Origin of the sequence: Tardiphaga sp. 839_C3_N1_4, assembly GCF_051811045.1 — a bacterium.
Lineage (GTDB): Bacteria > Pseudomonadota > Alphaproteobacteria > Rhizobiales > Xanthobacteraceae > Tardiphaga.
In genome coordinates, this window is sequence record NZ_JBPWQD010000001.1 from 1,545,587 (window position 1) to 1,570,226 (window position 24,640).

22 protein-coding genes are annotated in these 24,640 nt (G+C 62.2%); 10 read left to right on the forward strand and 12 right to left on the reverse strand.

From position 1 onward, the window contains the following. Positions 1-9: 9 nt before the first annotated feature. Complete coding sequence (locus AB8A38_RS07750; protein ID WP_315841643.1) at positions 10-357, forward strand: GFA family protein; 348 nt, start codon at positions 10-12, stop codon at positions 355-357. Positions 358-362: 5 nt separating this feature from the next. Here AB8A38_RS07750 and AB8A38_RS07755 read toward each other — a convergent pair whose 3' ends face one another. The 3 genes from AB8A38_RS07755 to apbC form a co-directional block, all read right to left on the reverse strand. Further along, positions 363-1,112 (reverse strand): 2-keto-4-pentenoate hydratase, encoded by a 750-nt coding sequence (locus AB8A38_RS07755; protein ID WP_315841642.1) that lies wholly within the window; start codon positions 1,110-1,112, stop codon positions 363-365. A 152-nt stretch (positions 1,113-1,264) separates the two neighbouring features. Beyond that, the gene (locus AB8A38_RS07760) at positions 1,265-2,353 is read right to left on the reverse strand and encodes a TRAP transporter substrate-binding protein (RefSeq protein ID WP_089267138.1); all 1,089 of its coding nucleotides are present in this window, start codon (positions 2,351-2,353) and stop codon (positions 1,265-1,267) included. A 203-nt stretch (positions 2,354-2,556) separates the two neighbouring features. Beyond that, positions 2,557-3,738: an iron-sulfur cluster carrier protein ApbC gene (gene apbC, locus AB8A38_RS07765; protein ID WP_315841641.1), complete on the reverse strand. Its 1,182-nt coding sequence runs from the start codon at positions 3,736-3,738 to the stop codon at positions 2,557-2,559. 313 nt (positions 3,739-4,051) lie between these two features. Here apbC and AB8A38_RS07770 point away from each other — a divergent pair, with 313 nt between their 5' ends. From AB8A38_RS07770 to AB8A38_RS07785, 4 genes are all read left to right on the forward strand, one after another. Continuing rightward, the gene (locus AB8A38_RS07770) at positions 4,052-4,921 is read left to right on the forward strand and encodes an NAD(P)-dependent oxidoreductase (protein ID WP_315841640.1); all 870 of its coding nucleotides are present in this window, start codon (positions 4,052-4,054) and stop codon (positions 4,919-4,921) included. 184 nt (positions 4,922-5,105) lie between these two features. Then, a complete protein-coding gene (locus tag AB8A38_RS07775) occupies positions 5,106-6,707 on the forward strand; it encodes a sensor histidine kinase (protein ID WP_439085585.1) in 1,602 nt (533 codons plus the stop codon). Between the two features lie 45 nt (positions 6,708-6,752). Beyond that, positions 6,753-6,968, forward strand: coding sequence for a DUF1289 domain-containing protein (locus AB8A38_RS07780; protein WP_315844388.1), 216 nt, complete (start codon positions 6,753-6,755; stop codon positions 6,966-6,968). A 10-nt stretch (positions 6,969-6,978) separates the two neighbouring features. Continuing rightward, complete coding sequence (locus AB8A38_RS07785; protein ID WP_315841638.1) at positions 6,979-7,491, forward strand: TIGR02281 family clan AA aspartic protease; 513 nt, start codon at positions 6,979-6,981, stop codon at positions 7,489-7,491. Between the two features lie 5 nt (positions 7,492-7,496). Here AB8A38_RS07785 and dusA read toward each other — a convergent pair whose 3' ends face one another. Beyond that, positions 7,497-8,492, reverse strand: coding sequence for a tRNA dihydrouridine(20/20a) synthase DusA (gene dusA / locus AB8A38_RS07790; protein ID WP_439085586.1), 996 nt, complete (start codon positions 8,490-8,492; stop codon positions 7,497-7,499). A 38-nt stretch (positions 8,493-8,530) separates the two neighbouring features. Further along, on the reverse strand, positions 8,531-9,793 hold the full coding sequence (gene serA, locus AB8A38_RS07795) for a phosphoglycerate dehydrogenase (RefSeq protein ID WP_439088475.1): 1,263 nt from the start codon (positions 9,791-9,793) through the stop codon (positions 8,531-8,533). A 370-nt stretch (positions 9,794-10,163) separates the two neighbouring features. Here serA and AB8A38_RS07800 point away from each other — a divergent pair, with 370 nt between their 5' ends. From AB8A38_RS07800 to AB8A38_RS07820, 5 genes are all read left to right on the forward strand, one after another. After that, entirely contained in the window at positions 10,164-11,360 is a 1,197-nt protein-coding gene (locus tag AB8A38_RS07800; protein WP_439085587.1) for an NAD(P)/FAD-dependent oxidoreductase, read from the forward strand. Between the two features lie 156 nt (positions 11,361-11,516). After that, the gene (locus tag AB8A38_RS07805) at positions 11,517-12,374 is read left to right on the forward strand and encodes an FAD binding domain-containing protein (RefSeq protein ID WP_439085588.1); all 858 of its coding nucleotides are present in this window, start codon (positions 11,517-11,519) and stop codon (positions 12,372-12,374) included. Continuing rightward, positions 12,371-14,707, forward strand: a complete 2,337-nt coding sequence (locus tag AB8A38_RS07810) for a xanthine dehydrogenase family protein molybdopterin-binding subunit (protein ID WP_439085589.1) — start codon at positions 12,371-12,373, stop codon at positions 14,705-14,707. Before AB8A38_RS07805 ends, AB8A38_RS07810 begins: the two co-directional genes overlap by 4 nt. Beyond that, a complete protein-coding gene (locus AB8A38_RS07815; RefSeq protein ID WP_439085590.1) occupies positions 14,704-15,183 on the forward strand; it encodes a (2Fe-2S)-binding protein in 480 nt (159 codons plus the stop codon). The genes AB8A38_RS07810 and AB8A38_RS07815 overlap by 4 nt, the downstream gene beginning before the upstream one ends. Then, positions 15,180-17,492 (forward strand): xanthine dehydrogenase family protein molybdopterin-binding subunit, encoded by a 2,313-nt coding sequence (locus AB8A38_RS07820; protein ID WP_439085591.1) that lies wholly within the window; start codon positions 15,180-15,182, stop codon positions 17,490-17,492. The genes AB8A38_RS07815 and AB8A38_RS07820 overlap by 4 nt, the downstream gene beginning before the upstream one ends. Here AB8A38_RS07820 and AB8A38_RS07825 read toward each other — a convergent pair whose 3' ends face one another. From AB8A38_RS07825 to AB8A38_RS07855, 7 genes are all read right to left on the reverse strand, one after another. Further along, positions 17,493-17,954, reverse strand: coding sequence for a MarR family winged helix-turn-helix transcriptional regulator (locus tag AB8A38_RS07825; RefSeq protein ID WP_175367395.1), 462 nt, complete (start codon positions 17,952-17,954; stop codon positions 17,493-17,495). A 69-nt stretch (positions 17,955-18,023) separates the two neighbouring features. Beyond that, entirely contained in the window at positions 18,024-18,752 is a 729-nt protein-coding gene (locus AB8A38_RS07830; protein WP_439085592.1) for an ABC transporter ATP-binding protein, read from the reverse strand. After that, the gene (locus AB8A38_RS07835) at positions 18,752-19,519 is read right to left on the reverse strand and encodes an ABC transporter ATP-binding protein (RefSeq protein WP_439085593.1); all 768 of its coding nucleotides are present in this window, start codon (positions 19,517-19,519) and stop codon (positions 18,752-18,754) included. The genes AB8A38_RS07830 and AB8A38_RS07835 overlap by 1 nt, the downstream gene beginning before the upstream one ends. Continuing rightward, on the reverse strand, positions 19,516-21,402 hold the full coding sequence (locus AB8A38_RS07840) for an ABC transporter permease (protein ID WP_439085594.1): 1,887 nt from the start codon (positions 21,400-21,402) through the stop codon (positions 19,516-19,518). Before AB8A38_RS07840 ends, AB8A38_RS07835 begins: the two co-directional genes overlap by 4 nt. Before the next feature lie 70 nt (positions 21,403-21,472). After that, on the reverse strand, positions 21,473-22,693 hold the full coding sequence (locus AB8A38_RS07845) for an ABC transporter substrate-binding protein (RefSeq protein WP_439088476.1): 1,221 nt from the start codon (positions 22,691-22,693) through the stop codon (positions 21,473-21,475). A gap of 305 nt (positions 22,694-22,998) precedes the next feature. Beyond that, positions 22,999-23,808 carry an SDR family NAD(P)-dependent oxidoreductase gene (locus tag AB8A38_RS07850; RefSeq protein WP_089267123.1) on the reverse strand — a complete coding sequence of 270 codons (810 nt, stop codon included), beginning with the start codon at positions 23,806-23,808 and terminating at the stop codon, positions 22,999-23,001. Between the two features lie 42 nt (positions 23,809-23,850). After that, entirely contained in the window at positions 23,851-24,639 is a 789-nt protein-coding gene (locus AB8A38_RS07855) for an enoyl-CoA hydratase-related protein (RefSeq protein WP_439085595.1), read from the reverse strand. Position 24,640: the final 1 nt, after the last annotated feature.

The following is a 24,640-nucleotide window of genomic DNA, read 5'->3' on the forward strand; positions in this document are numbered from 1 at the left end:
GGATAGCCGATGCTGCATGAAGGAAGCTGCCATTGCGGCAACATTGCCTTTGAAGTCGAGGGCGACTTCAATTCGGCCATCGACTGCAACTGTTCGATGTGTCGGCGACGCGGCGGCCTGCTCGCTTTCGTTCCACGCGACAAACTGGTGCTGAAGACCGCGAAAGAAAGCCTGTCGACCTATACGTTCAATCACCACGCCATTCAGCATCACTTCTGCAGCACCTGCGGCATTGCCCCGTTCGGCGAAGGAAAAGCACCCAACGGAATGATGATGGCATCGGTCAATGTGCGCTGCCTGCCTGCGGTCGATCTGAGCGCTCTGGAAATCCAGCAGTTCGACGGCAAGGATCGCTAACGCGATCAGCCGACAAACATTATCTCGGCCTCGCCGAGCTTTTCAAATCGCACCACACAGCGATCGCCAGGCTTCAGGAACGGCAGCCCGGTCCAGCTGCCTGTGGTCACGATCTGACCGACCTTCACGCCGCCACCTGCGCGCATCATGTTCGCCAGCGCGACAGCGCCCGCGATGGGATCGTCGGTGGGATGGCCACCCTTGCGTTCGATCCGGATTTCACCATTCACGATGAACGTCATCTGCAGGTTCGGCAAATCGAGATGTGACCAGTCGGCCATCTCAGGCCCGAGCACCAGCCCGCCATTGATGCCGCAATCGGCAAGCTGCTCGAGCTTTGGCCGGCTCAGCGGCTCGCGAAAACGACTGGAGACCACCTCGATCACCGGAAGCACCGCGACGGCCTCTGCGATCTCGTCGCGGGTGTAAGCCTCGCTGCGCGCCGGCAGATTGCGGGTAAAGCGGAAGGCGACCTCGCCCTCGACGCCGAGATGCGGGACTTCAGCCACCGACATACGCGCCGGGCTCGAACGGATCATTCGGGCTTCGATCAGACCGCGCGTCGGTTCACCCTCGGGCGGCGCACCGGCCTTGAAGGCACCGATGGGCTGTCCAACGAGAAAGGACACGCGATCCTGAATCTCGTGCGCCTCTCCAACCGAAGATGGCGTGACCGGGAGTCCCTCGATCTGCGTCCCACTGCGGCGCGCCTCGGCAAGGATTTCTGCAGCGGCGGCGATCTCTGATTCGGTCATGGCGGCATCTCTCAAGGACACAGGCTTCGCGGTGTGTGCGAGACTTAGCGGATTTCTACGCCCGGCAATACCGCGCGGCACGCGCGCGTGCTCCAACAAAAAGCCCGACCTTCTCGCGAAGGCCGGGCTTCATGTTTGATCAAGGCTTAAGATCAGCCGCGGGTACGCGAGCGGATCATGAAGCTGTCGAAGGTGTATTCGGCAACCTGCCACCACAGATATTCGTCCGAACGATAGGCCTGCATCGCGTCGATCGACTTCTTGAAGTCGGCGTTCTTCGCGGAAATTTCAGCCCAGAGTTCGTTGGTGGCCTTGAGGCAGGCGTCCAGAACTTCATTGGTGAACGGACGCAGCTGCGTGCCACCGGCGACGAGCTGCTTCAACGCCGCCGGGTTCTGCATGTCGTAACGAGCGGCCATCCAGCTGTTGGCATTGGCGCAGGCATTGGTGAGGATCGCCTGATAGCTCTTCGGCAGCGCGTTGTACTTCTCGAGGTTAGTGAAGGCATGGACCGTTGGGCCGCCTTCCCAGAAACCTGGATAGTAGTAGTACTTCGCGACCTTCTGGAAGCCGAGCTTCTGATCGTCATATGGACCGACCCACTCGGCAGCATCGATGGTGCCTTTTTCCAGCGACGGATAGATGTCGCCGCCGGCGAGCTGCTGCGGCACGACGCCGACCTTCTGCAACACCTGACCGGCAATGCCGCCGATGCGCATCTTGAGGCCGGAGAGATCGGCAACAGTCTTGATCTCCTTGCGGAACCAACCGCCCATCTGCGTGCCGGTATTGCCGCAGGGATGACCGATGACGCCAAATTTCTTGAAGAACTCGTTGCCGAGCTGTTCGCCGCCGCCCTGATACCACCAGGAATTCTGCTGGCGCGCGTTCAGGCCGAACGGCACCGACGCGTAGATGGCGAAGGTCGGGTCCTTGCCGACATAGTAGTAAGACACAGTGTGGCACATTTCGACGGTGCCGTTCGAGGTCGCATCGAGCGCCTGCAGACCGGGGACCAGTTCACCGGCCGCGAAGACCTGGATCTGGAATTTGTTGTCGGTCATTTCGGCGACCTGCTTCGCCATCATCTCGGCGCCGCCATAGATGGTGTCGAGCGACTTCGGGAAGCTCGATGCGAGGCGCCATTTGACCTCGGGCGCGGACTGCGCGATCGCCGGCGAGGCAACGGCGGCCACCGCGGCGCCGGCCGTCGAAACCTTCAAAAACTCACGACGCTTCATTCAAGCTCTCCTTTTGCGGGCGTTTTCCCTAGAATTCCTTTGAGCATATTCAGCGGCAAATCGTTACGCGATTCAACCGAAGACGCTCTGGTGCAGAGGCTGTCTAACACGGTTATTCAGCCGCGGAAAACACGACGAACGTCGTTGCCAGCCCAATTGAACGAAAGTTCTATGCGACATCTCGGCCGCGGCCACCGGCCGGCTTACGCAGCCGCAATAACGCCCTGCAACCGGTCGCGGATCTGCGTGCCGATGGCCCGATAGATCGCGGCGTGGGGGCCGTTGGGCTCGCTCACGACCACCGGCGTGCCGGCATCCGACATGGCGCGGATGGACATGTGCAGCGGCACTTCGCCGAGGAACGGCACCTTGAGCCGCTCGGCCTCATGACGGGCGCCGCCATGGCCGAAAATGTCCGATCGGGTGCCGCATTCCGGGCACTGGAAATAACTCATGTTCTCGATGATGCCGAGCACGGGCACGTTGACTTTGGTGAACATCGCAAGGCCGCGCCGCGCGTCGATCAGCGCCAGATCCTGCGGCGTCGAGACGATCACAGCGCCCTTCAGGGGGACGTTCTGCGCCAGCGTGAGCTGTGCATCTCCAGTGCCAGGGGGCATGTCGACGATAAGGACGTCGAGCGTGCCCCAGGCGACATCGCGCAGCATCTGGGTGATCGCCGACATCACCATCGGCCCGCGCCAGATCATCGCGGTTTCCTCCTCGACGAGGAAGCCGATCGACATGATCGACAGACCGAAGCGTTCGATCGGGATCATCTTCCTGTTGTCGTCCAGGGTCGGCTTTTCATTGATGCCGGTCAGCCGCGGCACCGAAGGACCATAGATATCGGCGTCGAGCAAACCGACCTTCAGGCCGAGATCGCGCAGCCCCAGCGCCAGATTGAGTGCCGTCGTGGACTTGCCGACACCGCCCTTCCCCGAGGCCACCGCGATGATCGCGGCGACGCCAGGAATCTCAGCCTGTTTTGACATTGGCGAGTTGGCCGGGTTGGCGTGCGGGCGATGCGCCGAGACCGGCTGTACGCCGCCGGACTGCGGACCGTGCGAATGCCCGCCGGGGCCATGAGAATGCCCTGCATGGTCGTGGCGCTGCGGCGCAGGCGGTGCGCTGCCCGGCTTGCGCTCGGCGGTCAGCGCGACCATTGCGCCGGAGACACCAGGGATCGCTCGCACTGCGGCTTCCGCCTGCGCGCGCACGCTTTCCCAGGCCCGCGCTTCAGCGGCGTCCACATTGATCGAAAACAGCACCTTGCCGTCCGTCACGACGATCTCGGACAAAACATCCGCATGGATCAGCGGCACGCCGCGCGGCGATGTCACCTTGGCCAGACCATCCAGAACCTGCTGCTTCGAAACGCTCAATGCGTGTCTCCCGATCGACGGACAAACTAGACCGCACAGATAGAGAACTTCCGCCCTAAGTCCATGCCGTTTCTAGGCTATGTTGAGAATTCCGAGATTGCTCTGGCACAAGACCGGCATGAGATTTTCTTTCGCAGCGCACCATAAGCGACTGCAGCCATGAGTGGTAACGGGGGCTTTGCCGCGTCCTGTGCAGCGACTATGCTGGCGCTCCTCATCACCCGCGATCTCGCCGCCACGAACCAGGGCGGCGCCTCACTTCCCAACAGTCGACGTTCGGCAGCAAAGCCGACAGCATCCAAAGGGTACGGACATGGCTAAAGTTGCATTTATCGGTCTCGGCGTCATGGGTTTCCCTATGGCCGGTCACCTTGCCGCCAAGGGCGGCCACGAGGTCACCGTCTACAACCGCAACGCAGCCAAGGCCAAGGCATGGGTGGAGAAGTTCGGCGGCAAGTCCGCACCAACCCCGAAAGCGGCTGCCGAAGGCCAGGACTTCGTGATGTGCTGCGTCGGCAATGACGACGACCTGCGCTCGGTCACCACAAGCGCCGATGGCGCATTCTCCGGCATGGCCAAGGGCGCGATCTTCGTCGACCACACCACCGCCTCCGCCGAAGTGGCGCGCGAACTCGATGCGGCTGCGACCAAGGCCGGCTTCCACTTCATCGACGCGCCGGTGTCCGGCGGCCAGGCCGGCGCCGAAAACGGCGCCCTCACTGTGATGTGCGGCGGCGACGCCAAGGTCTATGCCAAGGTCGAGCCGATCATCACGGCCTACGCCAAGATGCAGAAGCTGCTCGGTCCCGCAGGCTCCGGCCAGCTCACCAAGATGGTCAACCAGATCTGCATCGCCGGCCTCGTCGAGGCACTGTCCGAAGGCATTCACTTCGCCAAGAAGGCCGGTCTCGACGTCAATGCGGTGGTCGAGGTGATCTCCAAGGGCGCCGCGCAGTCGTGGCAGATGGAGAACCGTCACAAGACCATGAATGACGGAAAATTCGACTTCGGCTTCGCCGTCGAATGGATGCGCAAGGACCTCTCGATTTGTCTCGCGGAGGCCCGCCGCAACGGTGCCAGCCTGCCGGTCACGGCAACTGTCGATCAGTTCTACGGCGAGGTCGAAGCACTCGGCGGCAAGCGATGGGACACTTCAAGTCTCTTGGCAAGATTGCCCCGGTAACCATCTAGGTTTCCTGAACAAATCACGGTGGAGCGGCGCCCTACAGGCGCCCTCCGTCGATACCATTTTTATTGAATATTAACCGGATTACTTCGTTCTTTAAGGCACCTCTTAATGATTGTGCGGCACAGATAGGGTCTGTGAAAAACCGCACGCGTTTGCGTGCAGGATTTGTGTACGAGTGATGAGTGAGCCCGCCGCCAGGCCCGAGGTCGTCCAGCTTCCGGCTGAAACGCCCGTCGCTGTTCCGCCGCGCAATCGCCGGGCGGCACAACAGCGGGTGCGCGAAGCGCGCGACCGGCTGACCTCGACTTCAGGAACACGCCCCGCATTCGATCGCGAACTGCTCCGCCAATACGCCCAGACCCGCCTCTCCGCCTCGCTTGTCATCACGCTGCTGGTCGTCGGCACAGGCATCCTGTTCGGGTTCTGGATGCAGCCGCTGCCGGCCGCCGCATGGTCATGCGGCATGCTGTGCATTCACGCGGTGATCCTGCGCGCCTGCAATCGCTATCTGGCGGAAACACCGACACCCAGCAGCACGCATAAATGGCGGCTGCGCTTTATCTTTCTGGACCTGCTCTACGGCCTGTCGTGGACAGTGATCCTGGTGCATCCGACCGGCGTCGACGTCGTCTCCAATTCACTGATGATGTTCCTGATGCTGCTGGTGGTCGCGGTCTCCAGCATGCTCGCCGCGAGCCTCCCGATTGCCGCCTTTGCCGCCACCGCGCCGGTGACCCTCGGCGTGGCGCTGAGCTTCATCCTGCGCGGCACCTTCGACAACTACGTGCTGGCCGTTCTGGCTATCGCCGCCGAAGGCTATTTCGCCCTGCTCGCACAACGTCTGCACTCGACGACGCTTGCGACGCTGGAAGCCCGCGCCGAGAAAGACGCGCTGATCGGCGAACTCGAACAAGCCAAGGCAATCTCCGACGAAGCACGCCACCGCGCTGAAGCCGCCAATGTCGCCAAATCGCGCTTTCTTGCGCAGATGAGCCATGAATTGCGCACGCCACTGAACGCCATTCTCGGCTTCTCCGAAGTGATGAAGAGCGAAATCTTCGGCGGCCATGCCGTGCCAGTCTACAAGGACTATTCCGCCGACATCCATAATTCCGGCGTGCACCTTCTGAATCTCATCAACGAGATCCTCGATCTGTCACGCATCGAAGCCGGCCGCTACGAACTCAACGAAGAAGCCGTCTCGCTCGTGCATGTCGTCGCGGACTGCCATCATCTCCTGAAGCTGCGCGCATTGAGCCGCGGCATCACCATCCACGAAGTGTTCGAACACGGCATGCCGCGGGTCTGGGGCGACGAGCGCGCCTGCCGGCAGATCGTGCTGAACCTGCTGTCCAATTCGATCAAGTTCACGCCGCAGGGCGGCGAGATCTGGCTCAAGGTCGGCTGGACCGCCTCCGGCGGGCAGTATTTGAGCTGCAAGGACACTGGCTCGGGCATCGCCGAAGAAGAGATTCCGATCGTGCTGGCGTCGTTCGGTCAGGGATCGAACTCGATCAAATCTGCCGAACAGGGCGCGGGTCTCGGTCTGCCGATCGCCAAGAGCTTGGTCGACATGCATGGCGGCACCTTCACGCTGAAATCGAAGCTGCGGGTCGGCACCGAAGTGATCATCACCTTCCCACCGGAGCGCGTGATGTCGGCACTTGCGCCGATGACGCCCGATGCACCGCCGTTACAGCCGGAATACGAGACGAACATCGCCGATGAAAAGCGTCGGGTCCGCAACAAACCCATCATGAATGCAGGAACCGGGCTGTGATTTCGACGCTTGCGCAAGCAAGCCGATCCGCTTCAATATTACGGAATGAGCAAAGAAACACCGTGCATCGCAGTCTGCTTCATCGATCCCAAGACCAAGCTCTGCCTCGGCTGCGGACGCACGCTGCCGGAGATCGCGCGCTGGGGAAAAATGGACAGCGCGGAGCGTCTGGATACGATGGCGCTGCTGCCGGCCCGCATGGCCGAGGCCGGGCTGGAGCCTTCGTCGACATACGCAAGGAAGACATCCGCGGCCACCTGAGAGGCTCGCCATGAGCCGGGTCTTTCTTCTCGTCGCCGTCATCGTCGCGACCGCGGGCGCCGCCCTCGCTTATGGCGATCCCAAACAAATTTCCAAGGCCGGCAATCTCGTCACAGAAATTTTGCGCAAGCAGAGCCCGCCGCCACTGCGGCTGGTCGACGTCCCGCGCGGCAACACTGGCGAGTTCGGACTTCAGGTCAAGATCAACGGCGTCAAGACGGCGATGGTGATCGATACCGGCGCAACCTCGGTGGTGCTGACTTATGAGACCGCAAAGGCCGCGGGCCTGCCGCTCGAATTGCTCGACTACAATGTCGACGTCGAGACTGCCGGCGGTCGCACCAAGGCGGCACGATTGACGCTGGATCGTCTGGCCGTCGGCAAACTGGTGGAGCGTTCGGTGCCGGCACTGGTGGTGCCGCGTGGGCAGATGAAGACCAATCTGCTCGGCATGAGTTTTCTCGATCGCCTGGAAAGCTGGGAAGTCCGCGCCGACAGGCTGATGCTGCGCGGCTATCCGTAACCGGATTAGGCCGCTTCTGACACCGCCGGTTCATCCTCGACCAGCGCTATCGCATCGCGCAGTACATTGATGCCAGCGCCATGCTTGACGCCGTTCTCCGCAAGATGGCGCCGGAACGCGCGCGCACCGCGCACCGCGTGAAACGCGCCGACAAAATGCCTAGTGATCGAGTGCAGCCGCGTGCCTTGCGCGAGCTGATCCTCGATATAGGGCATCATCGCCTCGAACGCGTCTTTCATCGTCGCATGCGGCGCCGGCTCGCCGAACAATTCGGGATCCACCGACAGCAAGCGCCAAGGCTCCTGATAGGCGGCACGGCCGAGCATCGCGCCATCCACATGCACGAGATGAGCAACGGCTTCAGTGACACCGACGATGCCGCCATTGATCACGATCGGCACGCCGGGCATCGCCGCCTTCAGCCGATAGACACGGTCGTAATTCAGCGGCGGAATGTTGCGGTTCTCTTTCGGCGACAGGCCATTGAGCCACGCCTTGCGCGCATGCACGATCAGGCCGTCGGCGCCGGCGGCGACCACCGCTCGTGCCAGCGTATCGAGCGCCACTTCGGGATCCTGATCGTCGATGCCGATGCGGCACTTCACGGTGACCGGCACGTCCGCGGCCTGCTTCATCGCGGCCACACCGCGCGCCACCAGATCGGGCTCCGCCATCAGACACGCCCCGAAGCGCCCGTCCTTCACGCGATCCGAAGGACAGCCGACATTGATGTTGATTTCGTCATAGCCGAAATCCGCACCGATCTTTGCAGCCTCTGCGAGGTGCGCCGGCTCCGAACCACCAAGCTGCAGCGCCACCGGATGTTCGCTGGCGTCAAAGCCAAGCAACCGCCTACGATCGCCATGGATCACGGCGCCCGTCGTCAGCATCTCCGTATAGAGCCGCGCCCGCTTTGACAGTATCCGGTGAAATACCCTGCAATGGGTATCCGACCAGTCCATCATGGGCGCGACGGAGAAACGGATGTCCTCGTACTTCAAGCGTTTAATCCATGTCGTTCGTGCAGCAGAACTACCGCTCAGTCCTTGTATTCATACAACAAGCGGGCGCGGATCGTACCTTCCAGCGCCCGAATATCCGCCAGCACCCGCTCGCTATCCGCCGCCGATGCATCGGCATCGAGCACGACATAGCCGATGTCGTTGTTGGTCTCGTAATATTGCGCGGCGATGTTGACCGCATGACGCGCCAGTACCTCGTTCAGCCGCCCCAGCATGCCCGGAACGTTGCGCTGGACCTGGATGAATCGTGTACCTGACGGGCGCGCCGGCAGTTGTACCTGCGGGAAGTTCACCGTGCCCATAGTCGACCCGCTGTCGCTGTAGTCGATCAGTTTGCGTGCGACTTCCGCGCCTATGCGCTCCTGAGCCTCTTCGGTGGAGCCGCCGACATGCGGCGTCAGGATGACGTTCTCCAGACCCTGCAGCGGGGTAACGAAGCGCTCCTGATTGGAGCTTGGCTCGATAGGGAATACGTCGACGGCTGCACCACGCAGTTTGCCCTGGCGAAGTGCATCGGCCAGCGCATCGAGATCGACCACGGTTCCGCGGCTGTTGTTGATGAAATAGGCGCCGTCCTTCATGGCGGCGAACTCGTCGCGACCGATCATCCCCTGCGTGGCCGGTGTCTCCGGCACATGCATGCTGACCACATCGCTCTGCGCCAGCAGTTCCTGCAGGCTTCCGACAGGTTCGGTGTTGCCGTGACGCAATCGATCGGTGTGATCGTAGAAGATCACGCGCATGCCCAGCGCTTCCGCCAGGTTCGAGAGCTGCGAGCCGATGCTGCCGTAACCGACGATGCCGAGCGTCTTGCCGCGCACCTCATAGCTGTTATTGGCCGATTTCTCCCAACCGCCTTCATGCGCCAGATTGGAGCGCGAGATGATCCGGCGGAACAGCATGACGATCTCGCCGATTACAAGCTCGGCGACCGAGCGTGTATTCGAGAACGGCGCATTGAACACGGGAATGCCGCTGCGGCGCGCCGCGTCGATGTCCACCTGATTGGTGCCCACGCTGAAGCAGCCGATCGCGATCAGCCGGTCCGCGGCATCGAGCACGTCCTGGGTGATCTGCGTGCGCGACCGGATACCGAGAATGTGTACGCCCTTGAGCGCTTCCTTCAGCTCATTGCCACCGAGCGCCTTGGAGAGCCGCGTCACGCTCGAATAGCCCGCCGCCTCGATCAGCTCGACCGCGCTGTCGTTCACGCCTTCGAGCAGAAGGATTTTGATCTTGTCTTTCGGGAGGGAAAGCTGCGGCAAAGGCAGGCTATTCATGGTCACGGTCGCGGCGTCCTTTGAGCAATGAATGAGATAGAAACCACGCTGGAGCGGTAAAGCCCCGGTTGGTCCGGCTCACATCGTCTGGTTTGGTTTGGCGCCTGTTTAACGTCACCGCGCCGATCTTGCTACGGGTATCTAACCCGTTGAAATCACTTATCTCTGATCCAAAGTCGGAAGACCCCGCCTGGCTACCTGCCCCGGGTCGGCAAGAATCTGGCCCCAGCCAGCACGCACAACGAAGTCCCGCAAGGAACGGAACAGGGCCCGGGAAATTGTCAGTGCGCGGCGCGGACAGCGCCTTCCTTCCCCAGCCTCATGGTGCCCCATTTCCGATCTCGATCCCGATACCACCGAGCACGCTGATTTGCGCGGCGGACATTCGCCGTGGTTTGCCGGCCCGCAGCATGCCCCCCGTCCGTCCGTCACCGAAGACATCACATGCGATGCGCTGATCGTCGGCGGCGGCATCACCGGCGCCCTGATGGCCGAGCAACTGACGCGGCAAGGACTGGATGTGGTCATTGTCGACCGCGAATTGCCGGGGCGCGGCAGTACAGTAGCGAGCACGTCGATGCTGCTGTGGGAGATCGATCGTTCGCTTCAGGAGCTGACACATCTCTATGGCTATGAGCGCGCCGCGCGTGCTTATCGCGCCAGCTATGACGCCGTCTATGGATTGAAGGCGCTGGTCCGGACGCTCGACCTGCGATGCGACATGCGCGCGAAGGAATCGCTCTATCTTGCCGCAGGCGAGAGTGCCAAAGGGCTGATCGAAGAACACGCGCTTCGCGCGCGCGCTGGCCTGCCCGGCACACTTCTCGATCACAAGGCCCTCCTGTCCGAATACGACATTGCCCGGGCGGGTGCCATCGTCTCGCCGGACTCGGCGGATTCCGATCCGTTACGACTAGCGCTGGCGCTGCTGAATGTTGCGACGTCGCGCGGTGCGCGATTGTTCGAAGCGGAGACGGCCACGTTCGACTCCGCAGGCCACGCCGTCGGCGTTCAATTGACGGACGGCCGTACCGTCGAGGCGCGCCACGTCGTGCTGGCGACGGGCTATGTGATGCCCGACATCGTGCAAACCACCGTGCAAAAGCCGTCATCGAGTTGGGCTATCGCGACAAAACCGCAGCCGGATAGACTCTGGCGTGATGGCGTGCTGATCTGGGAAGACAGCAAGGATTATCTCTACGCCCGAACCACCGCATCCGGCCGCATCATCATCGGCGGCGAAGACAGCGACGAGATCATCGATCCCGATGCACGCGACGCCCTCATCCCGGCCAAGGCGCGCGCGCTGACGGACAAGCTTGCTGCCCTTTGGCCACGCGCCGAGCTTGCCATCGACTATCGCTGGGCCGGCACCTTCGACACCACGCGCGACGGCCTGCCGCTGATCGGCCCGGTGCCGGGTCATCCGCATCTCTATGCCGCCTATGGCTATGGCGGGAACGGCATCACCTTCAGCTATCTCGCAGCGCAACTGATCGGCGGGATGATCGCGGGCAAACGCTCGCCATTGCTGGATGACTTCGCGCTGCAGCGCGATATCGCCTGAAACTTAGCGCGCTCGACTCGGCAAATTCAGCTATCCCCGTGTGATCAAAACGCAGGCGGCGAACGCTCCGTTTTGCGTCAGCGACCCTGATTGACTTCCAAAAGGCGATTGTTAGCATACAAGTGAATTTTGGCCCTCCTGCTCGGGGTTTTCCGCATGAAGCCGGCGCCGTTCACCAGGCATGTTCCACGCACCGTGGATGAGGTTGTGAGTGCATTGGCCGAGTTTGCGCCGCTCGACGGCCGCATTCTGGCGGGCGGCCAGAGCCTGGTGCCGATCATGGCGTTCCGCATGGCGCGGCCAGCACACTTGATCGATATCAACGAGGTCGAAGGGCTCGACCGCCTTGCGGTCGACGGCGACTATCTCTCGATTGGCGCGCGGGTGCGCCACGGCGCATTCCATAAGCCTGTCATCGACGGTCCGCTCGGTAAGCTCCTCGCTTTCGTCGTCAGCCACATCGCGCATTATCCGATCCGGATGCGCGGGACTTTTTGTGGCAGCCTCGCCCATGCCGACCCTGCCTCGGAATGGTGCCTGGTCGCGGCAACGCTGGACGCCAATCTGGTGGTGAAGAGCGTGCGTGGCGAACGCATCGTTGATGTCACGGATTTCCTCGAAGGCATCATGTCGACATCGCTCGCCGAGGACGAATTTCTCGCCGAAGCCCGTCTGCCGCTGCTGCCCGACGACACCAAATTCGGCTTCTACGAATTCAGCCGCCGAGCGGGCGATTTTGCGATGTCTGCCGCGCTCGTGACCTATCGTCTCGTCGATGGCGTGATCGCCGATGCCCATGTCGGCATCGGTGGTGCCGAGGATCGTGCGCGACGGATCACTGAGGCCGAAGACGTGTTGAACGGTCAGGTTCCCTCGCCGGACCTGTTCGTCGCCGTCGGCGAAGCCGCAGCCAATGCGATCGAGCCGCTGGAGGATATCCAGACCACTGCGGAATATCGCTGCGATCTGGTCCGCGCCGTGACGCGGCGCGCACTGGAGCGGTCGGCACAATGACGGTCCACACCAAGGGCTCCGGTACGACCTGGGTCGGGCGTTCGATCCGCCGGCTTGAGGACCCCGCCCTCGTCACCGGCCGCGGCCGCTTCACCGCGGATATGCCGGCCACGCACTGGGTACGCTTCGTCCGCAGCAGCGTGGCTGCCGGAACGATCGAGAACATCACGGCGCCGGAGGGCGCAGGCATCGTCACGGCCAAGGATCTCACAAAGCTGAAGCCGATCCGGCCGATGCTGAGCAAGTTCAACTATGTCGCCGTGGGTCAGCCGATCCTTGCCGATGGCGTGGTGCGGTTCACAGGTGAGTCCATCGCGGCCGTCTACGCGCCGAGCAAGGATCAGGCGGAGGACACTGCCGATCAGGTCGAGGTCGAGATATCCGAAGGCGCGCCGCTGATCGACGCGATGGATGCGCTCGCCGAAGACGCCCCGCTGGTTCACGCCGACACCAAGCACAACGTCATCGTCGAAGGTCGCATCGCGACACCCGGCTTCGAGGATGTTTGGAAGACCGCACACAAGATGCTGCATGTTGAAGCGCGCTCGCACCGTCAGAATGCGACACCTATGGAGGCCCGCGCAGGTCATGCCTCCTATGACGGTTCGACCGGCCGCGTGACGCTGACCTGCACCACGCAAATGCCGCATCTGACGCGCACGGCGGTTTGCGACATCCTCGGCATTCCGGAATCCGATCTGCGCGTCGTCGCGCCCGACGTCGGCGGCGGCTTCGGCCAGAAGATGTCGCTGGCGCCGGAATATGTGCTGCTGGTCTGGCTGGCGCGCAAATTGCGCAGCTCCGTAGCCTGGACCGAGGATCGCCGCGAGAACCTGATCGCAAGCTTCCACAGCCGCGACCAGCACGTCCAGCTCGAAGGCGCATTCGACAAGAGCGGAAAATTGCTCGCTTTGCGCGGCGACATTGTCGCCAATATCGGCGCTTACTCCTGCTTTCCGACAACCTGCGGCGTAGAACCACTGATGGCGCTGGCCGAACTCCCCGGCCCCTATGACGTGCGCGCCTATGACTGTCGCTCGCGCGGCGTGCTGACCAATACCTGTCCGATGGCGCCCTATCGCGGCGTCTCGCGGCCGGTCATCACCTTCGTGCTCGAACGCTTGATGGACAAGGCGGCCACAGCCTTCGGCATTGAACCGACTGAATTGCGTCGCCGAAACCTCATCGACAAATTTCCCTATACATCGGCGACCGGTCTCGTCTTCGACGACGGCAGCTACAAGGAAACCATGGAGATGGCCATCAATGCCATCGACCTCGACGCATTCCGCAAGCGCCAGAAGATCACGCGCGATGCCGGCCGCTATCTCGGTATCGGCTTTGCCACCTTCTCCGAGCGTACTGGCTATGGCAGCCCCGCTTTCGCGGCGCGCGGCATGGAGATCACGCCGGGCTTCGAGACCGTGTATCTGACCATCGATCCTTCTGGCTTCGTCGAAGCACGGATCGGCTCGTCGCCGCATGGCCAGGGGCTGCGCACGTCACTGGCGCAGATCATCGCCGACGAGATCGGCATCGATCCGGAATTCATCAAGGTAGTTCACGGCGACACCGATCGCTCGCCCTATGGCTGGGGCACGTTTGCCAGCCGTTCGCTGGTGCTGTCGGGCGGCGCCAGCCTGCTGGCCGCGCAAAAGATCCGCGCCAAGCTCTTGAAGATGGCGAGCCATCTGCTGGAAGCCGCGCCCGAAGACATCACGCTGCAGTCCGGCTCGGCGCATGTGATCGGCACCGATCGCTCTGTCACCATCGCGTCGATGGCCCGTGCGGCCTATCACCAGACCCACATCTTCAAGGGCGAGATCGAACCGGGTCTCACCGAAACCGGTACCTACGATCCATCCGGAACCTTCTCCAATGCCTGCCATGTCGCCATTGTCGAGGTCGATATCGAGACCGGCCGCGTCGAGATAGAGAAGTTTCTGGTCGCGGAGGATGCCGGGCTGATCATCAATCCGATGATCGCCGATGGGCAGGTTCATGGCGGGGTCGCTCAGGGCATCGGCAACGCGCTGCTGGAAGAAATCATCTATGACGAGACCGGCAACATCCTGACCAGCACACTGGCGGATTTCCTGCCACCGACAACCCACGAAATTCCCGAGATCGAGCTGCATCACATCGAGACGCTGACCGGAAATTCCATCACCAAGGCCAAGGGCCTCGGCGAAGGCGGTGCCATCGGTGCGCCGGCAGCGGTGATCTCGGCGATCAACGATGCGCTTTCGTCGTTCGGAATCTCCATCGATGAAATGCCGGCAACGCCGCAGCGCATTCGTGCGGCCCTGCGCAGCAGCGGGAAACTCTCATGAGCGATAAGACCGACATCACCCTCACCATCAACGGCCAGTCCCACGCCATTCGCGTGGAGTCGCGCCGGACCCTTGCCGACGCGATCCGCGAGGATTGCGGCCAGACCGGCACGCATATCGGTTGCGAGCACGGCGTCTGCGGTGCCTGCACAGTGCTGGTGAATGGCGAGCCGGTGCGCTCGTGCCTGATGTTCGCACAACAGGCAGACGGCAAGCAGATCCGCACTGTCGAAGGTCTCGCCGATGGCGACGAGATGCACCCGATGCAGCGCGCCTTCATGGAGAACCACGGCCTGCAATGCGGCTTCTGCACGCCCGGCTTCCTGATGCTCGCCGTCGGCGTGCTGGAGCGCGAGCCGGATATTTCCGACCACGATCTGGTCGACGTGCTGTCGTCAAACCTGTGCCGCTGTACGGGGTATCAGAACATCATCAAGGCGGTGCGCGCCGCCGCGGTGGAGATGCGTCAGCCGTGAACGCTGCCGCCAAACCGGGACTGATTGGCCAATCCGTCACCCGCAAGGAAGACGGCCCGCTACTCCGCGGCCAAGGCAAGTTTGCAGCCGACATCAACTTTCCGAACCAGCTCTATATGCGCGTGGTGCGCTCGACCTACGCCCACGGCAATATCGTCTCGGTCGATCTCGCGCCGGCTCTGGCGATTCCGGGCGTGGTCGCCGCCTGGAGTTTTGCCGATGTCTCCGAGATCCCTCCAATCGACTTTCGCCTGACCCGGCTGGAGCAGCTCGCCGCTTATCGCCAGACCATTCTGGCCAAGGACAAGGTGCGCTATGTCGGCGATCCCGTCGCCGTCGTGTTCGCCGAAGACCCCTATCTTGCCGAAGATGCCGCCGAGCATGTCGACGTCGAGATAGAGGAACTGCCGGTGATCCTGCGGGCCGATGGCGAGGTCGGCGAGTTCCGCGACGGACTACCGACCGAGACCGCGCTGATCGAGAAAGGTTATGGCGACGTCGATGGAGCGTTCGCCAATGCGCATGCCGTAGTCAGCCTTTCGCTCTCCATCGGCCGTCATTCCGGCGTTCCCCTGGAGACACGCGGCGCCATCGGCCGCTATATCGCCCAGACCGACATGCTGGAAATGTACGGTGCTGCGAAAGTCCCGCACTGGAATCGCGACCAGCTTGCGAAGATGTTCGGCCGCACCGCTGCCAACACCAATCTGTTCGAAGGCCATGTTGGTGGCGGCTTCGGCGTTCGCGGCGAGATGTATCCCGAGGACGTATTGGTATGTCTGGCGGCGCTGCGCCTCGGCCGTCCCGTGAAATGGATCGAGGACCGCCGCGAGCATCTGATCGCGGCCAATCACTCCCGGCAGCAGACCCATCACATTCGGGCTGCCATCGACAAAGACGGAAACATCCTGGCCATCGACAACGAGTTCTTCCACGATCAGGGCGGCTATATGCGCACGCATGCCGCGACCGTGCCTGACCTCGCCGCCGCGATGCTGCCCGGTCCCTATCGCATTCCCGCCTATCGCGTGCTCGGCCATATCCGCCTGACGAATAAGACGCCCGGCGGGACCTATCGCGCGCCCGGCCGCTATGAGAGCACTTTTGTGCGCGAACGCTTGCTGGATGCGGTTGCGGCCAAGGTGGGCATCGACGGCGTCGAGGTCCGACGCCGCAACCTCATCGCGCTAAGCGCGATGCCGGTGACGCGTGCGCTGGAAACGCTTGGCACCGACATCGTGCTGGATTCCGGCGATTATCCGAAACTGCTGGACAAGGCGCTGGATGGCATTGGCTGGGACGCGTTGCAGACGCAGATTGCGCAGCGCCGGAAAGCCGGCGAACTGGTCGGCTCCGGTGTCGCCATGTTCGTCGAGAAAAGCGGTCTTGGCCCGTTCGACGATGTGCGGATCAATGTCGGGACCGACGGGCTCGTGGAAGTCGTCACCGGCGCCGCGTCGGTCGGCCAGGGCGTCGAGACTGTCATTGCGCAGATCTGTGCGGAGAAGCTTGGTGCCAGCTACGATAGTGTCAGCGTGATCCACGGACAGACCAACCGTATCGCCAGAGGCCTCGGCGCCTTCGCCTCGCGCGTCTCCGTGATGACGGGCGAAGCGACGCGGCAGGCCGCGCTGAAACTGCGCGATAAGGCTCTGGCTGCGGCAGCCGAATTGATGCAATTGTCCGCCGATCAACTCGACATTGTCGACGGTCACATCATCCGTCTCGATGGCAGCACCGGCCCGTCCATGACACTTGCCGAGATCGCAAAAGCGCTCGAACCGGGAAGCAATCTGCTCGGCGACGACGAACCTGGCCTGTTCGCCGAAGCATCGTTCGAATCCAAGCATATGACCTACCCATACGGCGTCCATGTCGCCGTCGTCTCACTGGCGCGCGATACCGGCGGCGTCAGCGTCGAGCGCTATCTCGTCGCCTATGACATCGGCAAAGCGATCAACCCGATGCTGGTCGATGGCCAAATCGTTGGCGGCGTGGCCCAAGGCATTGGTGGTGCGCTTTATGAAGAGTTCACCTACGACGACCGCGGCGAGCCGCTGGCGGTGACATTTGCCGACTATTTGATGCCGACGGCCCGCGAAGTACCTGATGTCGAAGTGATCATTTCCGAGGATGCGCCGAGCCCGCTCAACCCGATGGGGCTCAAGGGCGCCGGCGAAGGCGGCACCAATGCCGTGGGCGCGGCGATTGCAGCGGCGATCGACGACGCGCTCGGCCAGCCCGGGGCTATCACGCAGCTGCCGGTCTCGCCGCAGAGGATCAAAGCCCTGCTCAATAGCAAGATGTGATCAGGTGATCTTCTTCAGCAACCGCGTCAGTGTGCGTTGCTCTTCGGCGGTCAAGGGGCGCAGCGTTTTGGCGCTGACGTCCGCTGCAACGCGGATTGCGGCATCGACCACACGAGCGCCCTTCTCGGTCAGCGACACTGCACGGCGACGGCGATCCGTAGGGTCGCTACCGGTGGTGATGAATCCGCGCAGGCCCAGCCGGTCCACAACCCCCTTGATGGTCGCGGCATCGAGATAGACCAGCCGCCCGAGATGGTTCTGTGAACTCGGGCCGACCTCATGCAGCTTCGCCAGCACCGCGAATTGCGTCTGGGTCAGATCCTCGATCATGTTGGACATGAAGATGGAGGTGTGGCGCTGCATCGCCACGCGCATCAGGAAGCCGACCTGGGAGTCGAGGACATAGTCCGGCGATGGCTCCGCGGTCGGAAGGGCCTTCAGCTTGGTCGGTTTCTGCGCCATGTCGTCCCCGATGATCTCTTGCTAGTTATGAACGATCTTCGGTTGCCGCGACAGTTGAAGTTTTGGTCGTTACACCGTCAAATAAGCGCGTTGAATGTCAATATTCTCCGCCAGCTCGGCCATGGTGCCATCCCATTGGATCTGGCCCTTTTCGAGGACATAGGCCCTGTCCGAGACCAGTTCGGCAAAATGCACATTCTGCTCCGACAGCAGAATCGACACCCCGGCCTTTTTCAATTCGAGAATGGTGTTGGCCATCAGTTCGACGATCAGGGGGGCAACGCCCTCGGACGGCTCGTCCAGCAGGATCAGCAGCGGATTGCCCATCAGCGTCCGCGCCACGGTGAGCATCTGCTGCTCGCCGCCGCTCATCCGCCCACCCGGCCGGTTCGGCATTTCGCCAAGATTGGGAAACAGTGCCAGCAACTTCTCCTCGGTCCAGACCGGCGCCGCCACGCCGTCGCTGAACTTGCGCGGCGGCTGGCGACCGATGTCGAGATTTTCCAGCACCGTCAGATCGGAGAAGATGCGGCGGTCTTCCGGCGTGAAGCCGAGGCCGAGCCGCGCGATCTCGTAAGGCTGCCGGCCGGAGATATCGTGGCCATCGAACCGGATCTTGCCGGTAGACTGCGCCATCAGGCCCATGATGGCCTTCATGGTCGTGGTCTTGCCGGCGCCGTTGCGGCCCATCAGTGCGACGACTTCGCCGCGCCCGACCTGCAGGCTGAGGTCATAAAGGATCTGCGCGGCTCCGTAGGACGCACCGAGATTTTCGACCGAGAGCATCGGGGCACTCATCAGCGGGCCTCCGATTTCTGGAAGGTCTTGCCGGTGCCGAAATACACTTCCCTCACCTGCGGATTGTCGCGGATCGACTTCGCATCGCCGTCGGCGATCAGCCGGCCCCGCGCCAACACGATGATGCGATCGGCGAAGGCGAACACCACGTCCATCGAATGTTCGGTGAACAGCACGGAGATGCCCTTCTCGATCACCAGGCGTTTCACCAGCGCGATCAGATCATTGCGCTCCTTGGGAGCCATGCCGGCTGTCGGCTCGTCCATCAGCAGCAGGCGGGGATCGTTGGCGAGCGCAATCGCCAGTTCGACGCGCTTGACGTCGCCATAAGCCAGCTCGCGGCTCGGCCGATCAGCGACATCCTGCATGCCGACCTGGGCGAGTAGTTCCAGCGCGCGTTCGCGATGCAGCGAGGATGCCGGCTTCCACAGCCGGTAGACCTGATTGGCGTGGGAGATCAGTGCCATCTGCACATTCTCGATAACGGTCATCGAGTTGAAGGTGGCGGCGACCTGAAAGGTACGACCGATACCAAGGCGCCAGATATCGCGTGGCTTCTTGCCGTTGAGCTTCGCACCTTCGAACCAGATCTCGCCGGAATCCGGCGGCAGCTGGCCGTTGATCATGTTGAAACACGTCGACTTGCCCGCACCGTTTGGACCGATCAGCGCAAGAAATTCACCGCGCTTGATGTCGAACGAGACCTCGTTGACGGCACGGACGCCGCCGAAGGATTTCGAGAGCGAACGAATGGCGAGGTCGCTCATGATGCGGCCTTCCGACGTGAGATCAGCTTGACGAAGCCGCCGACGATGCCACTCGGGAAGGCCAGTACTAGTAGCAGGATGATGCCGCCAAGCAATGCACGCCAGTACTCTGTCGAACGCATCATGAAATCCTGTAGCACCGCATAGACCGACGCACCGACAATCGGGCCGGTCAGCGTTTGGATGCCACCGAGAAGAACCATGACGAGACCATCAATGGAGCGGCTGACGCCGATGGTCTCCGGCGAGATCGAGCCCTTGGCGAAGGCGAACAATCCACCAGCGATGCCGCAGATGCCGCCAGCAATGGCGAAGGCCAGCCAGTGCACGCGCTTGACGTCGAGACCGATCGCTTCAGCGCGCAAGGGGGAGTCACGCCCTGCCCGCATCGCGTAACCGAATGGCGCGAACAGGAATTTGCGGAGCAACAACACGCCGAGCGCGGCCAGCGCGAGTGTCAGGAAATAGAATGCCCCACGGCTGTCGAATGGCGCCGACGGCCACACCCCGAGCACGCCGTTGGAGCCGCCGGTGAGTGTTTCCCACTGGAACACGGCCGCCCATACGATCTGGGCGAAGGCGAGCGTGAGCATCGCCAGATAGACACCGGACAGTCGCACAGCGAACCAGCCGAACAGCAGCGCGCCGACCAGCGCCAGCACCGGCGCAGCCGCCAGTGCCAGCCCCATCGGCGCAGCAAACCATTTCACAAGTAGCGCTGCGCCGTAAGCACCGAGGCCGAAATAGGCCGCGTGGCCGAAGGAATGCATGCCGCCCGGCCCCATGATGAAATGAAGGCTGGTTGCGAACAGCACGGCGATCAACACGTCGATGCCGAGCACCAGCGTATAGGGCGAGCTCTTGGCGATCAGCGGCAGGCACACGAGGACGACGAGAAGAATGAGGCCGGCAATCTTCGTGGCCATTGTCGCCGGACGCAGCGGCTCTTCGGGCTCCGCGACACTGCGCACAGCCACCTGCTCCCGACCGAGCAAGCCATACGGCCGTGCGATCAGCACTGCAGCCATCACGAGAAATTCAGCCACCAGCGTCAGTTTGGAGAAATTGACCGTGAAGCCGCCAAAATTCACGACGCCGAGGCCGATGCACAGCGCCTTGACCTCGGCGATGATGACCGCCGCGAGATAGGCACCTGAAATGGACCCCATGCCGCCGACCACGACGACGACGAAGGCGTCGCCGATCACGATCAGGTCGGTCGCCAGCGTCGCCGGCTCGCGCGCGATCTGCAGTGCGCCGCCAAGACCTGCGAGCAAAGCGCCGAGCGCGAACACGCCCGTGAATAGCATGGCCTGGTTGACGCCGAGAGCGCCGACCATTTCGCGGTCCTGCGTGGCCGCACGCATCAACCGGCCGAAGCGGGTCTTGGCCAGAGCCAGATGCAACATCCACAGCACGAAGGGGCCAACGAAGATCAGGAAGATATCATAGGTGGGCAACCGGCGGCCGAGCACCTCAATGGAGCCGGTCAGGCCTGGCGCGCGCGGGCCAAGCAAATCCTCAGGGCCCCAGATCCACAGCGTCGCGTCGTTGATAACGAGCACCAGCGCGAAAGTGGCGAGCAATTGAAACAGCTCAGGCGCGCGATAGATCCGCCGCAGCAGAAGGATCTCGATCGCAGCGCCGATCAGGGCCACCAGCAATGCGGTCAGAACAATGCCGCCCCAGAAGCCGACGGCACCGCCGACCTTGGTGGCGATGCTGTAAGCGATATAGGTCCCGATCATATAGAGGGACCCGTGAGCGATATTGACGATCCGGGTGACGCCGAAAATCAGCGACAACCCGGCAGCCACGAAGAACAGGCCGGAGGCGGCCGACAGGCCGTTTAGTGCCTGAAACAGAAACGCGTTGAAACTCATCGGAGGAATCCCCCTCCCCGCGTTGAACGTGCGAGGAGAGTATCAACGGCGATCATCGTCGTACTTCCTGTTACTCGGTCGCGGGACGGAGCTTCTTCACTTCGGCGTCGCTGGGCAGCACCGATGCACCATCGACATATTTAAAGTCGTCCATGGTACCCTTGCCGCCTTCAAGCGCGATCTTGCCCACGTAAGCGCCCATCGTCGCCTGATGATCGCTGGCGCGATACATAAACGGACCGAACGGGCTGTCGAGCTTCAGCCCTTCGAAGGCCGTAATCAGCTTGTCGGTGTCCGTTGATCCCGCCTTGGCGATACCGGCAGCCAGCGAAGTCATCGTGACATAGCCGACGATCGAACCGAGACGCGGATAGTCGTTGTACTTCTTCTGATAGGCCGTTAGGAACGCCAGGTATTCCGGGGTCTTGATCTTGTCCCAGGGATAGCCGGTGACGATCCAGCCGACCGGCGCTTCTTCCTTCACCGGATCGAGATATTCCGGTTCGCCCGACAGCAGGCTCACGACGGTGCGATCCTTGAATACGCCACGTGTGGTACCTTCACGGACCAGCTTGGAGAAGTCCGCGCCGAACAGCACGTTGAAGATCGCGTCCGGCTTGGCATCGTCGATGGCCTGCACCACGGCGCCGGCATCGACCTTGCCGAGCGGCGGTGCCTGCTCGGTGACGAATTCGATGTCAGGCTGCTTGGCCTTCATCATTTCCTTGAAGGTCGCGACCGCGGCCTGGCCATACTCGAAATTCGGATAGACCAGCGCCCATCGCTTCTTCTTGGCGGCCAGCGCATCCGGCAGCAGCATGGCAACCTGCATATAGGTCGTGGCACGCAGGCGGAACGTATACTTGTTGCCGTTCTGCCAGGTGATCTTGTCGGTCAGCGGCTCTGCGGCGAGGAAGAACACTTTCTTTTTGCCGGCGAATTCTGTCACCGCAAGACCGATATGCGACAGGAACGTGCCGGCGATAATGTTGACACCTTCGCGCGTCACCAGCTCATCGGCCACGCGCACGGCATCGCCCGGCGTCGAGCCATCATCGCGCGAGATCACTTCAAGCTTCTTACCGAGCACGCCGCCCTTGGCATTGATCTGTTCGATCGCCAGCTCCCAGCCCTTCTTGTAGGGATCGAGGAACGCGGTCTGTGTCTTGTAGCTGTTGAGCTCACCGATCTTGATCGTGTCCTGCGCGAGAACCGCGTGGCCGAACGACAATGTCAGTGCGCCGGCCATTGTGCCGGCAATCGCGAGTGAGTGAAGGGAACGAGCCGTCATCATGATCGAACTCCGTTGTGATCGACGTTTGCGATAGAAGTGATTCTCGCCGAAGCCTTCGCAAGAAACGGATCAACCGTTCGCCCTTGCGTCGCTTGCAGCCCCATGTTTGCAACGCGAATTAGTTTGTACGCAAATAGTCCGGCGCACCCTCTTCGTTGTCAAGACCGGTCTTGGTGCAACATGCCTAGCACATCGCCGAAGTTTTGATCATCTGATGTCGGCCGATGCGCGCGCATCTGCGACCGAATTTCGCAGAGCTGCGCGGCAGCGATATTCCGCCGCCGCGCGCCTGATTTTGACGACTATCGATCGCGGAAACGATCCATCAGCGCCTTGTCCTGACCGCCATCGATTTCGATCATGGTGCCGTTCGCCATCTGCACGAGTGGCGACGCGAGCATGACGACGAGATTTGCAACTTCCTCGACTTCGGCGATGCGGCCGAGCGGGATCGAGGCCGGCGCAAGCTTGTCGGCTTCCTCGTAGGAGATCTTCATGTCGCGCGACATCGCGTTGACAAGGCCGGCCCAGCGCTCGGTACGAACCGGGCCCGGATTGACGGCGCAGAACGAGATATTGTGACGGCCATACTGACCTGCGAGCGACAGGGTCATGTTCTGACCGGCAGCGTTCGCCGCACCTGGCGCGATTTCCCAATATGACGGCTTGACGCCGTCATTGCCGATCAGGTTGACGACACGACCGCCGCCCTGCTTGACCATGATCGGCAGCGCGTAGCGCAGGCAGCGCACATAGCCCATGAATTTGAGCTGCAGCGCCTGCTCCCAGTCGGCTTCGGTGAGCGTCTCGATCACGCCGCCCGGTGCCGAACCGGCATTGTTGATCATCAGATCGATGCTGCCGAGTTCCTTGGCGGCCTTCTCGACGAAAGCCTTGGCGTCGGCGTCCTTGGTGAGGTCGGCGGTGATTGCGACAACCGTCACGCCGTAGGCGTTGCGGATTTCTTCAGCAGTCTTTTCCAGTGGCTCCATGCGGCGGGCGCAGATGGCAACATTGACGCCCTCCTTGGCCAGCGTCATCGCAATCGCCTTGCCGATACCTTCGCTGCCGCCGGTGACGAGAGCGCATTTGCCTTTGAGTTGGAGATCCATGTGCGTGTCCTTCTTGGGTTGGCAGAAATGGAAATGATAAATTCAGCTTCCCGTAAAACGCGGGGGTCGTTTCTCGGCAAAGGCCTTGCGGCCTTCGGCGTAGTCGGCGCTAGCATCGGCCGCAGCATAGAACAGCTCGGCTTCCGCCAGGAGTTCGGCGTTGCTGGTGCTCAGTGCACGGATCGCAGCCTTGGCGGCTTTGATGGTCAGCGGCGCGTTGCCGGCGATCTTCTTTGCAAGCTCGCCAGCCAGCGATTCAATGTCAGCCTTCGGTGCGATAACATGCACCGCGCCCAGCGCATGAGCGCGCATGGCGGGCAGACGATCCGCCGTGAACAAGACTTGCCGCGTCGCACCGGCGCCGAACACGCGGATGAAGCGGGCGATACCGCGCGGATCGTAGCCCAGACCTAGCTTGGCGGCGGGCACTGCGAAGAAGGCATCATCAGCAGCAACGCGCATGTCACAACTCGCGGCGACCGACGAGCCGGCGCCCATACAGCCGCCATAGATTAACCCGATGGTCGGTTGCGGGATCGCCTCGATCGCCAGGCAGGTATTCTCGACCAGATCGTCATAGGCCCGGGCATTGCCCTCGCCTGATCGAGCCGTAGCAAAGTCGGAAATGTCTGCGCCCGCGGAAAACATCAGGTCGCCTTCCCCGCGGATAACCACGACGCGGATGTCCTTGCGCGTGGCGACGTCGCCGGCAAAGGCGGCGATCTTGTTCCACATCGCCGTGGAGATCGCGTTACGTCGGGCCGGATTGGCCAGACGCAGCGTCGCGATGCCGTCCGCAATATCAATGACGATATCGCCGGGCGTGCTCATC

Excerpts from the sequence above, each read along its gene's own strand:
- AB8A38_RS07850 (WP_089267123.1), bottom strand. The coding sequence starts at position 23,808 with ATGGATCTCCAACTCAAAGGCAAATGCGCTCTCGTCACCGGCGGCAGC.
- AB8A38_RS07750 (WP_315841643.1), top strand. The coding sequence starts at position 10 with ATGCTGCATGAAGGAAGCTGCCATTGCGGCAACATTGCCTTTGAAGTC.
- AB8A38_RS07810 (WP_439085589.1), top strand. The coding sequence starts at position 12,371 with ATGACGGTCCACACCAAGGGCTCCGGTACGACCTGGGTCGGGCGTTCG.
- AB8A38_RS07785 (WP_315841638.1), top strand. The coding sequence starts at position 6,979 with ATGAGCCGGGTCTTTCTTCTCGTCGCCGTCATCGTCGCGACCGCGGGC.
- AB8A38_RS07755 (WP_315841642.1), bottom strand. The coding sequence starts at position 1,112 with ATGACCGAATCAGAGATCGCCGCCGCTGCAGAAATCCTTGCCGAGGCG.
- AB8A38_RS07830 (WP_439085592.1), bottom strand. The coding sequence starts at position 18,752 with ATGAGTGCCCCGATGCTCTCGGTCGAAAATCTCGGTGCGTCCTACGGA.
- AB8A38_RS07855 (WP_439085595.1), bottom strand. The coding sequence starts at position 24,639 with ATGAGCACGCCCGGCGATATCGTCATTGATATTGCGGACGGCATCGCG.
- AB8A38_RS07835 (WP_439085593.1), bottom strand. The coding sequence starts at position 19,519 with ATGAGCGACCTCGCCATTCGTTCGCTCTCGAAATCCTTCGGCGGCGTC.
- AB8A38_RS07770 (WP_315841640.1), top strand. The coding sequence starts at position 4,052 with ATGGCTAAAGTTGCATTTATCGGTCTCGGCGTCATGGGTTTCCCTATG.
- AB8A38_RS07825 (WP_175367395.1), bottom strand. The coding sequence starts at position 17,954 with ATGGCGCAGAAACCGACCAAGCTGAAGGCCCTTCCGACCGCGGAGCCA.
- AB8A38_RS07775 (WP_439085585.1), top strand. The coding sequence starts at position 5,106 with ATGAGTGAGCCCGCCGCCAGGCCCGAGGTCGTCCAGCTTCCGGCTGAA.
- serA (WP_439088475.1), bottom strand. The coding sequence starts at position 9,793 with ATGAATAGCCTGCCTTTGCCGCAGCTTTCCCTCCCGAAAGACAAGATC.
- AB8A38_RS07805 (WP_439085588.1), top strand. The coding sequence starts at position 11,517 with ATGAAGCCGGCGCCGTTCACCAGGCATGTTCCACGCACCGTGGATGAG.
- AB8A38_RS07840 (WP_439085594.1), bottom strand. The coding sequence starts at position 21,402 with ATGAGTTTCAACGCGTTTCTGTTTCAGGCACTAAACGGCCTGTCGGCC.
- AB8A38_RS07780 (WP_315844388.1), top strand. The coding sequence starts at position 6,753 with ATGAGCAAAGAAACACCGTGCATCGCAGTCTGCTTCATCGATCCCAAG.
- AB8A38_RS07815 (WP_439085590.1), top strand. The coding sequence starts at position 14,704 with ATGAGCGATAAGACCGACATCACCCTCACCATCAACGGCCAGTCCCAC.
- AB8A38_RS07760 (WP_089267138.1), bottom strand. The coding sequence starts at position 2,353 with ATGAAGCGTCGTGAGTTTTTGAAGGTTTCGACGGCCGGCGCCGCGGTG.
- AB8A38_RS07845 (WP_439088476.1), bottom strand. The coding sequence starts at position 22,693 with ATGACGGCTCGTTCCCTTCACTCACTCGCGATTGCCGGCACAATGGCC.